Here is a 12,343-nt window from a genome sequence, read left to right on the forward strand (position 1 = left end):
GGGGGCCGGTCGCACCCGGCATCCGACGCCCGAACGACCGAGCGCCCTCCCACAGCATGTGGGAGGGCGCTCGGTCACACAGCAAGGGCGTGGCTCAGTTGTGGCTGTGGAGGATCTCGTTGAGGCCACCCCACACCGCGTTGTTCGGCCGTGCCTCGACCGTCCCGGTGACCGAGTTCCGTCGGAACAGGATGTTGGACGCACCGGACAGCTCACGGGCCTTGACGATCTGCCCGTCGGGCATCGTGACCCGCGTCCCGGCGGTGACGTACAGCCCGGCCTCGACGACGCACTCGTCACCGAGGGCGATCCCGACGCCCGCCTCCGCGCCGATCAGGCAGCGCTCGCCGATCGTGATGCGGACGTTGCCGCCGCCGGACAGCGTGCCCATCGTGGAGGCGCCGCCGCCGATGTCAGAGCCGTCGCCGACCACGACGCCGGCGGAGATGCGGCCCTCGACCATCGACGTGCCGAGCGTGCCGGCGTTGAAGTTCACGAAGCCCTCGTGCATGACCGTGGTGCCCTCGGCGAGGTGCGCGCCGAGGCGGACCCGGTCGGCGTCGGCGATGCGGACGCCCTTCGGCGCCACGTAGTCCGTCATGCGCGGGAACTTGTCGACGGACGTCACGGCCAGGTGGAGGCCCTCGGCGCGGGCGTTCAGCCGGACCTTCTCCACGTCGTCCACGGCGACCGGGCCGAGCGAGGTCCAGGCGACGTTGGCGAGGTGGGCGAACAGGCCGTCGAGGCTCTGCCCGTGCGGCTTCACCAGGCGGTGCGAGAGGAGGTGCAGGCGCAGGTACGCGTCGTGCGCGTCGACCGGCTTCTCGTCGAGCGAGGCGATGACCGTGCGGACCGCGACCACTTCGACGCCACGCCGGGCGTCCGGGCCGATCGCCTTCACGGCGCCCTCGCCGAGCAGCTCCTCCGCGCGCTCGGCGGACAGCCGCTCGGAGCCGGAGGGGCCGGGCTCGGCGGCCAGTTCGGGGGCCGGGAACCAGGTGTCGAGGACAGTCCCGTCGGCGGCGAGCGTGGCAAGCCCGGCGGCGACGGCGCCGGTGGTGCGAGTAGCAGTCGTGTCGGTCATGAGGGAAACCTAACCGGCCGGGGCCCACGGGTGCCAACCAGTGCGCCCGGCGTCTCAGGTGCCGGGCGCGGTGTGCCTCGTACACAGGCGTACGAGGCACACGGCCCGCACTCCCCGTGACACGACCCGCACTTCCCCGTGGCGCGGGCCGCACTTCCCCCGTGACCCGCCGCTTCCCCGTGACACGGCCCGCTCCCCTCCCCTGCTTCGTCGTGCCAAGCCTTTCACCCCTGTTCCCCGCGGGGCCGTGAAAGGTTCCCCCTCGACGGACAGGAGGGTTCAGGGGATCACCCGCGCCAGCACCTCGCGCGTGTACCCCTCGTCGTACTCCGCCCCCGTCACCAGCACCTGCAGACAGATGCCGTCCATCACCGCGACGAGGGCCCGCGCGGTGACGGGGTCCGTGCGGCGGCCGATCCGCTCGGCGAGGTCCTGGCACCACTCGGCGGCGACCGGCCGCAGCACGGGGCGGCGCAGGGCGGCGAGATAGAGCTCGTACTCCAGCTCCACGCTCGCGCGGTCGCCGCCCAGCCACTCGCCCAGGAGACCGGCGAGTTCACCGGCCAGCTCGGCCCCGGTGTCCTCCAGCGCGCCCCGCGAGGCGACGACCTTCGCGAAGCCCTCGTTCGTCTGGCGCAGCGCGGCGACCATGAGCTCGTCGAGGGTCTTGAAGTGGTACGTCGTCGAGCCGAGCGGCACATCGGCCTCGGCGGCCACCGAGCGGTGGCTGAGCCCGCCGATGCCCTTGTCGGCCACGACACGGATCGCCGCGTCGATGATCCGCTGCCGCCGCTCGGGGTCGTAGCGCCTGACCATCAGCGGACCCCCGCCGGGCGGCGCGAGCAGGCTGCCGTCGCACGGCGCCGCATCAGTGCGCCCCGCCCAGGTTCAGCACCACGACCCCGCCGATGATCAGCACGATCCCGGCGAACTTGGCGGTGTTCATGCCCTCGCCCAGGAACATCATCCCGATCCCCGCGACGGCCGCCGTGCCGATCCCCGCCCAGATCGCGTAGGCCGTGCCGACCGCGACGGTCTTCAGCGTCTGCGCGAGCAGCGCGAACGCGACGACATAACCGATCGCGGTCACCAGCGAGGGCCACAGCCTGCTGAAGCCGTCGCTGTACTTCATGGCGGTGGTGGCGGCGACCTCTGCGGCGATGGCCCCGGCGAGCAGCGCGTATCCCATGTGTACGAGTGTACGCATCGATACGTACACCCGTACACAACTCCGGGAACCTCATCGGGAGCCTCGGGCGAAAGCGCCTCTTCAGCCGCGGCGCACAGGACCGGACCCCGCCACCGGGCCACTGTGCGAATGTGCGCGGCAGGCCGTGCTCGTTTGCTCATTTTCCTTATGGCGTACGGGAGTTACCGACGGTTACTGTTCGGCACCCCGCACCCGCCGTCGTCCCGATGGAGAGACCATGAGCACAGGAATCCCCCGCCCCCGCGGCCGGTGGCTGCGCGCCCTGACCGCCGGGGCGCTCGGCACGGCCGCGCTCACCGTGATGCCCTCGGCGGACGGAGCACCGGCCGGCGCGGAGGCCGCCCGCACCGAGACCCCGGTGGCCTCGGCCTCCCCGGTCGCCGGCATCACCGAGACCGTGGTCTCCGTGCGGATCCCGCTGCCCGCCTCGGTCGGCAGCCACCCCGAACGCTGCGACCGGCTGTCGTATCTGCGCTACCGCTCCTCCCAGGGACCGTCGAAGTCCGCCGACGCCGACCGGATCCTCGTCGCCCAGCCCGGCATCCTGGAGGGTGCGGGCGCCTTCGACAGCGTGGCCCGCAACACGGTGAAAACGGCCGCCGAGAAGGGCGAGCACATCGAGTTCTGGGCCCTGGACCGGCGCTCCAACTGCCTTGAGGACAACGCCGGTATCTCAACGGGCAGCACGGCCAAGGCTGTTGGCTACTACTACAAGGGCGAGAAGGTCGACGGACGCTCCTTCGACGGGTTCCTGACGAGTGATCAGACGGGCTGGCTCGCCGACGTCGGCCTGGAGCGCACGGTCCGTGACCAGTACGACCTGCTGTCCGCCGAACTGCCCAGTCAGAAGCTGCGCAAGGAGAAGGTGATGTGCGGCGGGCACTCCCTCGGCGGTGTCCTCACCGGTGTCTTCGCCACCTGGGACTTCGACGGGAACCCCACGACGACGGCGGACGCCGGCTTCAACCAGTGCGCGGGCTACTTCGCCCTGGACACGACGATCGCCACCAACCTCGACGACCTGAACGGCAGTTCGGGCACCCTCGACGGCGGCCTGCTGCCCAAGGGCACGGTCCCGGAGACGGGCCTCGGCTACACCGTCGTACAGGCCGGTCTGCGCAGCGGTGTCCTGCCCCGCTTCCTCGCGCTCCCCGCGGTGCTCAACCCCGAGATCATGAACGTCCTCGCCATCAGCGGCCTCGCCGCGCGCACCGCGCCCGACGCCCGGTCCACGCTCCAGGACGACCTCCCCGAGAACGCCAACATCGAGACGACGTCCCGCACGATGTTCTCCAAGGACGCCGGCGTGTTCCTGTCGGGCAAGCCCACGATCCGCGACTTCAAGCTCACCAACTCGGCGGTCCTCGGCGCCTTCATGGACGACAACTCGGCCCCGCTGTCCTTCATCCAGACCAGCGTGGGCCTCTTCGACGGCGGCCGGCTCGCGGACAAGAACTTCCCGGTCTCGAACGACGTACAGGGCTCACCGGCCCTGTTCGGTACGGAGTTGAAGGCGATCCCGGACCAGCCGGCCGGCCCGCTCTACACCTGGCGGAACTTCGACCGGGTGGGCGCGTCGGACGACCCGGTGCACCGCTCCGCTGACGGCACACCGTTCACGACGGCCGCCAAGGAGGTGTCGGACATCGGGGAGCTGGCCCGCAGCCTCTCCGAGCAGCCGCTGGACTTCACCGAGGACTACTTCCCGACGAAGCTGATCACCGACCTCTCGCTGGTCGACGACGCGCGCATCGCCCGGAACATGGCGCATCCCGGCGGTCTGACGGCGAACCCCACGATCACCTTCGTCGCGGGCGACGGGATCCTCGCGGACCACATCCCCGCGGACAAGAACCCCGTGGTCCTGCCCGGCTACCAGCACCTGGACGTGCTCACGGCGGCCCCGGTCCAGAACGGCGGAACCCGCGAACGGATCGCCACCCTCCTGTCGGCCTTCGCGACGCGTTGACACCGGTCCTCGCAACTCACGTCGGACACCGCTCCTCGCGACGCCTCAGGCGCCTTCTTCCGTAACCGAGTTAGGCCCTGAGAGGAACTTTCGGCCTCACCGGGACGCCGGCGGCCCGGCGCCCGAACTCCCCGCCCCGGGCGCCGGGATCGTCCCTCTCGCGGCCCTGATCTCGAATCCTTAAGCCTTGAACTATCTTTCTCGGGCCGTCGGACCCGACGATCACCGTCAACTGGCCGCCGAACCCCCGGCGTTCCTGGCAGAAACCGCTCTCAGAAACGCTACGCGGGGACCACAAGTTCTACTAATGTTCCCCTCGTCGCGCACGCGATCCTCCGGCCACAGCCGTCACGCGTGTCCGCGACCTCCGCCTCCTCTTGTGCCACGACCCACATGACCGATCCGCGTCCGCCTTCGGCGACGCTGGGGGACCTCGCATGCCAGAAAGAAATCCCGGGTCCGCTCCCGACCCGTCCACCCGCCCCGCGAAGGTGTGGGAGACCGGCGAAACCCTGGACGAGTCACGCGTACCCGGAACCCGCAGGCTCTGGCTCGCGGGAGCACTTCTCGTGGCGGTTCTCGCCTCCACCATCACAGCCGTCGTCGTGCTGGACGACGACCCGGACACCTCGGCGAAGGAGAAGACGAAGAACACCACCTCCTCGGCGAACGAGCCGCTCATACCCAGCCAGCCCCCCGCCACCGCGCCCAGCGGGAAGAGCGGCCTCGCCGCCCCGGAGTCCTCCAAGGCGGTCACGGACGGCTCCACCTCGCCCGAGGCCCAGCAGCAGGGCGGGACCGAGTCGAAGCCGGTCCCGCGGCCGTCCAAGTCCAAGTCCAAGTCCGCCGACAAGCCTCCCGCGTCCAAGCCCGCCTCCTCGAAGAAGTCCGTCCAGGCGGTCAACTACCCCGACCGCTACTGGCGCCTCGACCGCGACTCGGTGCGGCTCGACCAGGTGGGCTCCCACAGCTCGTCGTGGACCAGGGCCGAGGCCACCTTCAAGGTCGTCCCCGGTATCGCCGACTCCAGCTGTGTGTCCTTCTCCCTGGGCAACAACCGCTATCTGCGCCACTACGACTTCCGGCTCCGCGCGGACCGCCACAACGGCTCCGAGCTCTTCAAGCAGGACGCCACGTTCTGCCCCCGCGCGTCGTCCTTCTCCGGCGCGGTCATGCTGGAGTCGTACAACTACCGCGGCCGCTTCCTGCGCCACCGCAACTTCCAGGTCCGCCTCGAATCACCCGACCACAGCCAGCTCTACCGGGCGGACTCGGCGTTCAGGCTCGTGAAGGGCCTGGGCTGAGCGACCCCCCGGCAGCCGGGGCCGGCCGACACCGGCTCTCCCCGGCCCGGACGACAGACGAACGCGGCCCCCGGCATCATGCCGGGGGCCGCACACGTAAAATCAAGCGTTCGTACGAAATCAGACGTTGAAGCCCAGCGCCCGAAGCTGGTCGCGGCCGTCGTCCGTGATCTTGTCGGGGCCCCACGGCGGCATCCACACCCAGTTGATGCGGAGCTCGTTCACGATGCCGTCCGTGGCGGACTTGGCCTGGTCCTCGATGACGTCGGTGAGCGGACAGGCCGCCGACGTCAGGGTCATGTCGATCGTCGCGATGTTCGCGTCGTCGATGTGGATGCCGTAGATCAGCCCGAGGTTGACGACGTCGATGCCCAGTTCGGGGTCGACGACGTCGTACAGGGCCTCGCGGACTTCTTCCTCCGAGGCCGGTTTCATCTCGATGGTCTCGCTCATGCCGTATTCCTTTCGGCGTCGGCCTCGCCCAGGGCCTGGGCCGTCGCGTCCTTCCAGGCCATCCAGCTCAGCAACGCGCACTTGACGCGGGCCGGGTACTTGGAGACCCCCGCGAACGCGACCGCGTCCTCGAGGATCTCCTCCATCGCGTCGTCAGGCTCGATACGGCCCTTGGACTGCATCAGCTCCAGGAAGGTCTCCTGGATCTTCTGGGCCGCGGCCAGGTCCTTGCCGACGAGCAGCTCGTTCAGCACGGAGGCCGAGGCCTGGCTGATGGAGCAGCCCTGGCCCTCGTACGAGACGTCGCTGATCTTGGTGCCGTCGTACTTCACGCGCAGCGTGATCTCGTCGCCGCACGTCGGGTTGACGTGGTGCACCTCGGCGTCGCCATCTCGAAGACCGCGCCCGTGGGGGTGCTTGTAGTGGTCCAGGATGACTTCCTGGTACATCGAATCAAGCCTCACGACTCAGCCAGCTCCTCAGCCGAAGAAGTTCCGTACGTGCTCCAGGCCGTCGACCAGAGCGTCGATCTCGGTCGGCGTGGAGTACAGGTAGAACGACGCTCGTGTGGTCGCAGGAATTCCGTACCGCAGGCAGACGGGCCGTGCGCAGTGGTGACCCACGCGCACCGCGATGCCCTGCTCGTCGAGAACCTGGCCCACGTCGTGCGGGTGGATGTCACCCAGCGTGAACGAGATCGCCGCGCCGCGGTCCTCGGCCGTGGTCGGGCCGATGATCCGCAGGTCCGGGACCTCGCCGAGCCGCTTCACCGCGTACTCGGTGAGCGCGTGCTCATGGGCGAGGATCTTGTCCATGCCGATCGCGGAGAGGTAGTCGATCGCCGCGCCCATGCCGACCGCCTGCGCGATCGGCGGGGTGCCCGCCTCGAACTTGTGCGGGGCGGGAGCGTACGTCGACGAGTGCATCGACACCGTCTCGATCATCTCGCCGCCGCCGAGGAACGGAGGCAGGTCCTCAAGGAGTTCCTGACGGCCCCAGAGGACGCCGATGCCGGTCGGGCCGCACATCTTGTGGCCGGTGAAGGCCACGAAGTCGGCCTGCAGGGCCTGTACGTCCATCGGCATGTGCGGCGCGGCCTGCGAGGCGTCGATGCAGACCAGCGCGCCGACCTCCTGCGCACGGCGCACTATCGCCTCGACCGGGTTGACCGTGCCCAGGATGTTCGACACCAGCACGAAGGAGACGATCTTCGTCTTCTCGGTGATGATCTCGTCGATGTTGGACAGGTCGAGCCGGCCGTCGTCGGTCAGGCCGAACCACTTCAGCTTCGCGCCCGTGCGCTGCGCCAGCAGCTGCCACGGCACGATGTTGGAGTGGTGCTCCATCTCCGTGATGACGATCTCGGTCTCGTGGTCCACGCGGTAGGGCTCGTCGGCCCAGCCGAGCATGTTGGCCACGAGGTTGAGCGACTCGGAGGCGTTCTTCGTGAAGATCACCTCGTCGCGGCTCGGCGCGTTGATGAACGCGGCGACCTTGTCACGCGAGCCCTCGTACAGCGCCGTGGCCTCCTCCGCGAGCACATGCACACCGCGGTGGACGTTGGCGTTGTAGCGCTCGTAGTACTCGCTCAGGGCGTCCAGTACCTGGCGCGGCTTCTGCGAGGTCGCCGCGTTGTCCAGGTACACGAGCTTCTTACCGTCGTGGACCGTGCGGTCCAGGATGGGGAAGTCCTTGCGGATCGCCTCGGTGTCGAGGAGGCCCGGCAGCAGTGTCACGCGGATGCGCCACCCTTCACGTACTTGTCGTAGCCCTCGGCCTCGAGCTGGTCGGCGAGCTCCGCGCCGCCGGACTCGGCGATGCGGCCGTTCGCGAACACGTGCACGTGGTCGGGCTTGATGTAGCGCAGGATGCGCGTGTAGTGCGTGATCAGCAGCGTGCCGACCTCGCCGGACTCGCGGACCCGGTTGACGCCCTCGGAGACGACACGCAGGGCGTCGACGTCCAGGCCGGAGTCGGTCTCGTCGAGAATCGCGATCTTCGGCTTGAGCAGCTCCAGCTGAAGGATCTCGTGGCGCTTCTTCTCGCCGCCGGAGAAGCCCTCGTTCACGTTGCGCTCGGCGAAGGCCGGGTCCATGTTGAGACGCTGCATGGCCTCCTTGACCTCCTTCACCCACAGACGGAGCTTGGGGGCCTCGCCGCGGATCGCGGTGGCGGAGGTGCGGAGGAAGTTGGAGACCGAGACGCCGGGGACCTCGACCGGGTACTGCATCGCCAGGAACAGGCCCGCGCGGGCGCGCTCGTCGACGGACATCTCCAGGACGTCCTCGCCGTCGAGGGTGACGGTGCCGCTGGTGATCGTGTACTTGGGGTGACCCGCGAGCGAGTAGGCGAGCGTCGACTTGCCGGAGCCGTTCGGGCCCATGATGGCGTGGGTCTCGCCCTGCTTCACGGTGAGGTCGACGCCCTTGAGGATCTCCTTCGTGGCGTTGTCGGCCTCGACGGTGACGTGCAGGTCGTGGATTTCAAGCGTTGCCATGGGTTCCTCAGGACTCCTGGTTGAGGGAGGCGTGTACGTCAACGAGGACGCTGCCCCCTTCGATCTTTACGGGGTATACGGGGACGGGGCGCGTCGCGGGCAGGCCGGACGGTTTGCCGGTGCGGAGGTCGAACGCGGAGCCGTGCAGCCAGCACTCGATCTGACAGTCCTCCACCTCGCCCTCGGAGAGCGAGACGTTCGCGTGCGAGCAGATGTCGTTGATCGCGAACACCTCCCCCTCGGTCTTCACGACCGAGACCGGCGTGCCGTCGAGCTCCACCCTCTTGGGGGTGTCGTCCTCCAGCTCGTCCAGCCCACAGGCGCGTACGAACGTCGACGAGGCAGTCATCAGACGGACGCCTCCAGCTCCTCGTCGATCCTGGCGAGAAGGCGCTCCTGGATGTCGGCGACGCGGATCTGCTGGACCAGCTCGGCGAAGAAGCCGCGGACCACCAGACGGCGGGCCTCGTCGGCCGGGATGCCGCGGGCCATCAGGTAGAAGAGCTGCTCGTCGTCGAAGCGGCCGGTCGCCGAGGCGTGTCCGGCGCCGACGATCTCGCCGGTCTCGATCTCCAGGTTCGGCACGGAGTCGACACGGGCGCCGTCGGTCAGAACCAGGTTCCGGTTCATCTCGTAGGTGTCCGTGCCCTCGGCCGAGGCCTCGATGAGGACGTCGCCGATCCACACCGCGTGGGCGCCGTCGCCCTGGAGCGCGCCCTTGTAGGCCACGTTCGACTTGCAGTGCGGGGCGTTGTGGTCGACCAGGAGGCGGTGCTCCTGGTGCTGGCCGGCGTCCGTGAAGTACAGGCCGAAGAGCTCGGCCTCGCCGCCGGGGCCGGCGTAGGCGACCCGCGGGTGGAGGCGTACGAGGTCGCCGCCGAAGGTGACCACGAAGGACTTGAAGGTGGCGTCGCGGCCGATCAGCGCGTTGTGCTGGCCGACGTGGACGGCCTTGTCGTCCCAGTCCTGGACGGAGACGACGGTCAGCTTGGCGCCGTCACCGAGGACGTAGTCGACGTTGGCGGCGAGCACGGCGTCACCGGTGTGGTCGATGACGACGACGGCCTCGGCGAAGGCTCCGAGCTCCACGACCTGGTGGCCGTAGGCGACGCCGCCCTCGCCGTGCACGGCGACGCGGATCGGCTCGGTGAGGACCGTCTCCTTGGGGACGGTGATCACGCCGGCCTTCTCGAACGCCGAGTACGCCTGGGCGGCGATGCGGTCCACCGGAGTGCCCGCCCTGCCGAGCCGGGCGTCGTCACGGCCGACGGTCTCGACCGTGACGCCCTCGGGCGCGTCGATGGCGACCTTCACGCCGACGCCGGTCGCGACCGCGGTGCCGTCGTGCAGCCCGCGCAGGCGCTCCAGCGGGGTGAACCGCCACTCCTCCTCACGGCCGTGGGGGACCGGGAAGTCCGCCACGTCGAAGGACGGGGGCGCGCTCATGCGCGTGGCGACGGTCGACTCGGCGGCCACCGCGATCGATCCGGCGGTGGTGGAGGACCCCACCGTGGAGTTCTGAGCCTCAGCCATGGCTGTCGTAGTGCTCGCTTTCTATTACGTTCCTCGGCTCGCCCCGGAAGACGCGCCGCCTGCTGCCTGGACGCAAGGGGTGCGTCAGCCGACCGCGCCTTCCATCTGCAGCTCGATCAGCCGGTTGAGCTCGAGGGCGTACTCCATGGGGAGCTCCTTCGCGATGGGCTCGACGAAGCCGCGCACGATCATCGCCATCGCCTCGAACTCGGTCATGCCCCGGCTCATCAGGTAGAAGAGCTGGTCGTCGCTGACCTTGGAGACGGTGGCCTCGTGGCCCATGGACACGTCGTCCTCGCGGACGTCCACGTAGGGGTACGTGTCGGAGCGGGAGATGGTGTCGACGAGCAGCGCGTCACAGAGCACGTTCGACTTGGAGCCGTGGGCGCCCTCGCCGATCTCGACAAGACCGCGGTAGGACGTACGGCCGCCACCACGCGCCACGGACTTCGAGACGATGTTGGAGGAGGTGTTCGGCGCCATGTGGACCATCTTGGAGCCGGCGTCCTGGTGCTGGCCCTCGCCCGCGAAGGCGATGGACAGGGTCTCGCCCTTGGCGTGCTCGCCCATCAGGTAGACGGCCGGGTACTTCATGGTGACCTTGGAGCCGATGTTGCCGTCGACCCACTCCATGGTCGCGCCCTCGTAGGCCACGGCGCGCTTGGTGACCAGGTTGTAGACGTTGTTCGACCAGTTCTGGATGGTCGTGTAGCGGCAGCGGGCGCCCTTCTTCACGATGATCTCGACCACCGCGGAGTGCAGGGAGTCCGACTTGTAGATCGGGGCCGTGCAGCCCTCGACGTAGTGGACGTAGGCGCCCTCGTCGACGATGATCAGCGTCCGCTCGAACTGGCCCATGTTCTCCGTGTTGATACGGAAGTAGGCCTGGAGCGGGATCTCGACGTGCACGCCCTTCGGCACGTAGATGAAGGAGCCGCCGGACCACACCGCGGAGTTCAGCGACGCGAACTTGTTGTCGCCGACCGGGATGACGGTGCCGAAGTACTCCTTGAAGAGCTCCGGGTGCTCCTTCAGCGCGGTGTCGGTGTCCATGAAGATGACACCCTGCGCCTCCAGCTCCTCGTTGATCTGGTGGTAGACGACCTCGGACTCGTACTGGGCCGCGACACCGGCGACGAGGCGCTGCTTCTCCGCCTCGGGGATGCCGAGCTTGTCGTACGTGCTCTTGATGTCCTCGGGCAGGTCTTCCCAGGACTGCGCCTGCTTCTCCGTGGAGCGCACGAAGTACTTGATGTTGTCGAAGTCGATGCCGGAGAGGTCCGAGCCCCAGTTCGGCATGGGCTTCTTCTCGAAGAGGCGCAGGCCCTTGAGACGGAGCTTGGTCATCCACTCCGGCTCGTTCTTCTTCGAGGAGATGTCCCGGACGACGTCCTCGTTGATGCCGCGCTTGGCGGAGGCACCGGCCACGTCCGAGTCGGCCCAGCCGAATTCGTACGTACCCAGACCCTCCAGCTCGGGGTGGGCAGTCTCCTCAATGGGGAGCGTCATGCGGGGTTCCTCCCGGCGGTACTGGCAGATGCGTCATGGCCGTGAAAATCGTGCTTGGAAATCTTTGGGATGAACGTGGTGCAGACACCGTCGCCGTGGGCGATGGTGGCCAGCCGCTGGACATGCGTGCCGAGCAGCTGGGAGAAGATCTCGGTCTCCGCCTCGCAGAGCTGCGGAAACTGTTCGGCGACATGGGCGACCGGGCAGTGGTGCTGGCAGAGCTGCTCGCCGACCGGTGCGCTGCGCGCCGTAGCAGCGTACCCGTCCGCGCTCAGGGCCTTGGCCAGCGCTTCGGCGCGCTTTTCGGGGGCGGCGGCCTCGACGGCCTTGCGGTACGTGTCGGCCTGGGCCGCCATCCGGGCGCGGGCGAAGGCCACGAGGGCCTCGTCCCCGCCCTCGCGCTCCGCGATCCAGCGCAGGGCGTCGGCGGCGAGCTTGTCGTAGGACTGGTCGAAGGCGTCCCGGCCGCAGTCGGTCAGGGCGAACACCTTGGCGGGCCGCCCGCGCGTACGAGCGCCGTAGACCCGCTGCTCGCGGGCCTCCACGACGTCGTCGGAGACGAGCGCGTCCAGGTGCCGTCGCACGGCGGCCTGGGTGAGGCCCAGGCGCCCCGCGAGGTCGGTCACGGTCGACGGGCCGTGGTCCAGGATGGACCGCGCGACACGGTTGCGCGTGGAGCGCTCACCGGTCGCGAGCTCCTCCTGCGGGGCCTCGCCAACGTTTTTCACAACGCCATTGTTGCGTAATTCCTCAGAGACTGACAAGCCGCGTCCACGCCGACAGG

General features: G+C 68.9%; 13 protein-coding genes. 2 read left to right on the plus strand and 11 right to left on the minus strand.

Annotated features, from left to right (window positions below; genetic code table 11):
- Positions 1-94 precede the first annotated feature (94 nt).
- The 3 genes from dapD to ACH4YP_RS33235 all read right to left on the minus strand — a co-directional run bounded on the left by dapD (position 95) and on the right by ACH4YP_RS33235 (position 2,273).
- Positions 95-1,084, minus strand: coding sequence for a 2,3,4,5-tetrahydropyridine-2,6-dicarboxylate N-succinyltransferase (gene dapD / locus ACH4YP_RS33225; protein WP_361065769.1), 990 nt, complete (start codon positions 1,082-1,084; stop codon positions 95-97).
- 279 nt (positions 1,085-1,363) lie between these two features.
- Positions 1,364-1,900: a TetR family transcriptional regulator gene (locus ACH4YP_RS33230; RefSeq protein WP_361065767.1), complete on the minus strand. Its 537-nt coding sequence runs from the start codon at positions 1,898-1,900 to the stop codon at positions 1,364-1,366.
- Between the two features lie 52 nt (positions 1,901-1,952).
- Positions 1,953-2,273, minus strand: coding sequence for a multidrug efflux SMR transporter (locus ACH4YP_RS33235; protein ID WP_362074524.1), 321 nt, complete (start codon positions 2,271-2,273; stop codon positions 1,953-1,955).
- Between the two features lie 238 nt (positions 2,274-2,511).
- Here ACH4YP_RS33235 and ACH4YP_RS33240 point away from each other — a divergent pair, with 238 nt between their 5' ends.
- Positions 2,512-4,263 carry a hypothetical protein gene (locus tag ACH4YP_RS33240; RefSeq protein WP_398494478.1) on the plus strand — a complete coding sequence of 584 codons (1,752 nt, stop codon included), beginning with the start codon at positions 2,512-2,514 and terminating at the stop codon, positions 4,261-4,263.
- A 437-nt stretch (positions 4,264-4,700) separates the two neighbouring features.
- Entirely contained in the window at positions 4,701-5,567 is an 867-nt protein-coding gene (locus ACH4YP_RS33245) for an AbfB domain-containing protein (protein WP_398494480.1), read from the plus strand.
- A gap of 120 nt (positions 5,568-5,687) precedes the next feature.
- Here the strand turns inward: ACH4YP_RS33245 and ACH4YP_RS33250 are convergent, their stop codons facing one another.
- From ACH4YP_RS33250 to ACH4YP_RS33285, 8 genes are all read right to left on the minus strand, one after another.
- Positions 5,688-6,020 carry a metal-sulfur cluster assembly factor gene (locus ACH4YP_RS33250; protein WP_107017666.1) on the minus strand — a complete coding sequence of 111 codons (333 nt, stop codon included), beginning with the start codon at positions 6,018-6,020 and terminating at the stop codon, positions 5,688-5,690.
- Positions 6,017-6,484: a Fe-S cluster assembly sulfur transfer protein SufU gene (gene sufU, locus ACH4YP_RS33255; RefSeq protein ID WP_398494482.1), complete on the minus strand. Its 468-nt coding sequence runs from the start codon at positions 6,482-6,484 to the stop codon at positions 6,017-6,019. The genes ACH4YP_RS33250 and sufU overlap by 4 nt, the downstream gene beginning before the upstream one ends.
- A 15-nt stretch (positions 6,485-6,499) precedes the next feature.
- Positions 6,500-7,756 carry a cysteine desulfurase gene (locus ACH4YP_RS33260; RefSeq protein WP_361065754.1) on the minus strand — a complete coding sequence of 419 codons (1,257 nt, stop codon included), beginning with the start codon at positions 7,754-7,756 and terminating at the stop codon, positions 6,500-6,502.
- Positions 7,753-8,517, minus strand: coding sequence for a Fe-S cluster assembly ATPase SufC (sufC, locus tag ACH4YP_RS33265; protein WP_361065751.1), 765 nt, complete (start codon positions 8,515-8,517; stop codon positions 7,753-7,755). Before sufC ends, ACH4YP_RS33260 begins: the two co-directional genes overlap by 4 nt.
- Before the next feature lie 7 nt (positions 8,518-8,524).
- Positions 8,525-8,866: a non-heme iron oxygenase ferredoxin subunit gene (locus tag ACH4YP_RS33270; RefSeq protein WP_361065748.1), complete on the minus strand. Its 342-nt coding sequence runs from the start codon at positions 8,864-8,866 to the stop codon at positions 8,525-8,527.
- A complete protein-coding gene (gene sufD / locus ACH4YP_RS33275; protein ID WP_398494485.1) occupies positions 8,866-10,050 on the minus strand; it encodes a Fe-S cluster assembly protein SufD in 1,185 nt (394 codons plus the stop codon). The genes ACH4YP_RS33270 and sufD overlap by 1 nt, the downstream gene beginning before the upstream one ends.
- A gap of 84 nt (positions 10,051-10,134) precedes the next feature.
- Positions 10,135-11,559: a Fe-S cluster assembly protein SufB gene (sufB, locus tag ACH4YP_RS33280; protein WP_361065742.1), complete on the minus strand. Its 1,425-nt coding sequence runs from the start codon at positions 11,557-11,559 to the stop codon at positions 10,135-10,137.
- On the minus strand, positions 11,556-12,287 hold the full coding sequence (locus ACH4YP_RS33285) for a metalloregulator ArsR/SmtB family transcription factor (protein ID WP_143637377.1): 732 nt from the start codon (positions 12,285-12,287) through the stop codon (positions 11,556-11,558). Before ACH4YP_RS33285 ends, sufB begins: the two co-directional genes overlap by 4 nt.
- Positions 12,288-12,343: the final 56 nt, after the last annotated feature.

The sequence above is a fragment of the Streptomyces sp. NPDC020747 genome (assembly GCF_044334695.1).
Classification (GTDB): Bacteria; Actinomycetota; Actinomycetes; order Streptomycetales; family Streptomycetaceae; genus Streptomyces.

Coding starts and splice junctions, on each gene's coding strand:
- ACH4YP_RS33245 (WP_398494480.1), top strand. CDS start 4,701: ATGCCAGAAAGAAATCCCGGGTCCGCTCCCGACCCGTCCACCCGCCCC.
- ACH4YP_RS33230 (WP_361065767.1), bottom strand. CDS start 1,900: ATGGTCAGGCGCTACGACCCCGAGCGGCGGCAGCGGATCATCGACGCG.
- ACH4YP_RS33235 (WP_362074524.1), bottom strand. CDS start 2,273: ATGGGATACGCGCTGCTCGCCGGGGCCATCGCCGCAGAGGTCGCCGCC.
- dapD (WP_361065769.1), bottom strand. CDS start 1,084: ATGACCGACACGACTGCTACTCGCACCACCGGCGCCGTCGCCGCCGGG.
- ACH4YP_RS33250 (WP_107017666.1), bottom strand. CDS start 6,020: ATGAGCGAGACCATCGAGATGAAACCGGCCTCGGAGGAAGAAGTCCGC.
- ACH4YP_RS33270 (WP_361065748.1), bottom strand. CDS start 8,866: ATGACTGCCTCGTCGACGTTCGTACGCGCCTGTGGGCTGGACGAGCTG.
- ACH4YP_RS33240 (WP_398494478.1), top strand. CDS start 2,512: ATGAGCACAGGAATCCCCCGCCCCCGCGGCCGGTGGCTGCGCGCCCTG.
- sufB (WP_361065742.1), bottom strand. CDS start 11,559: ATGACGCTCCCCATTGAGGAGACTGCCCACCCCGAGCTGGAGGGTCTG.
- sufC (WP_361065751.1), bottom strand. CDS start 8,517: ATGGCAACGCTTGAAATCCACGACCTGCACGTCACCGTCGAGGCCGAC.
- sufD (WP_398494485.1), bottom strand. CDS start 10,050: ATGGCTGAGGCTCAGAACTCCACGGTGGGGTCCTCCACCACCGCCGGA.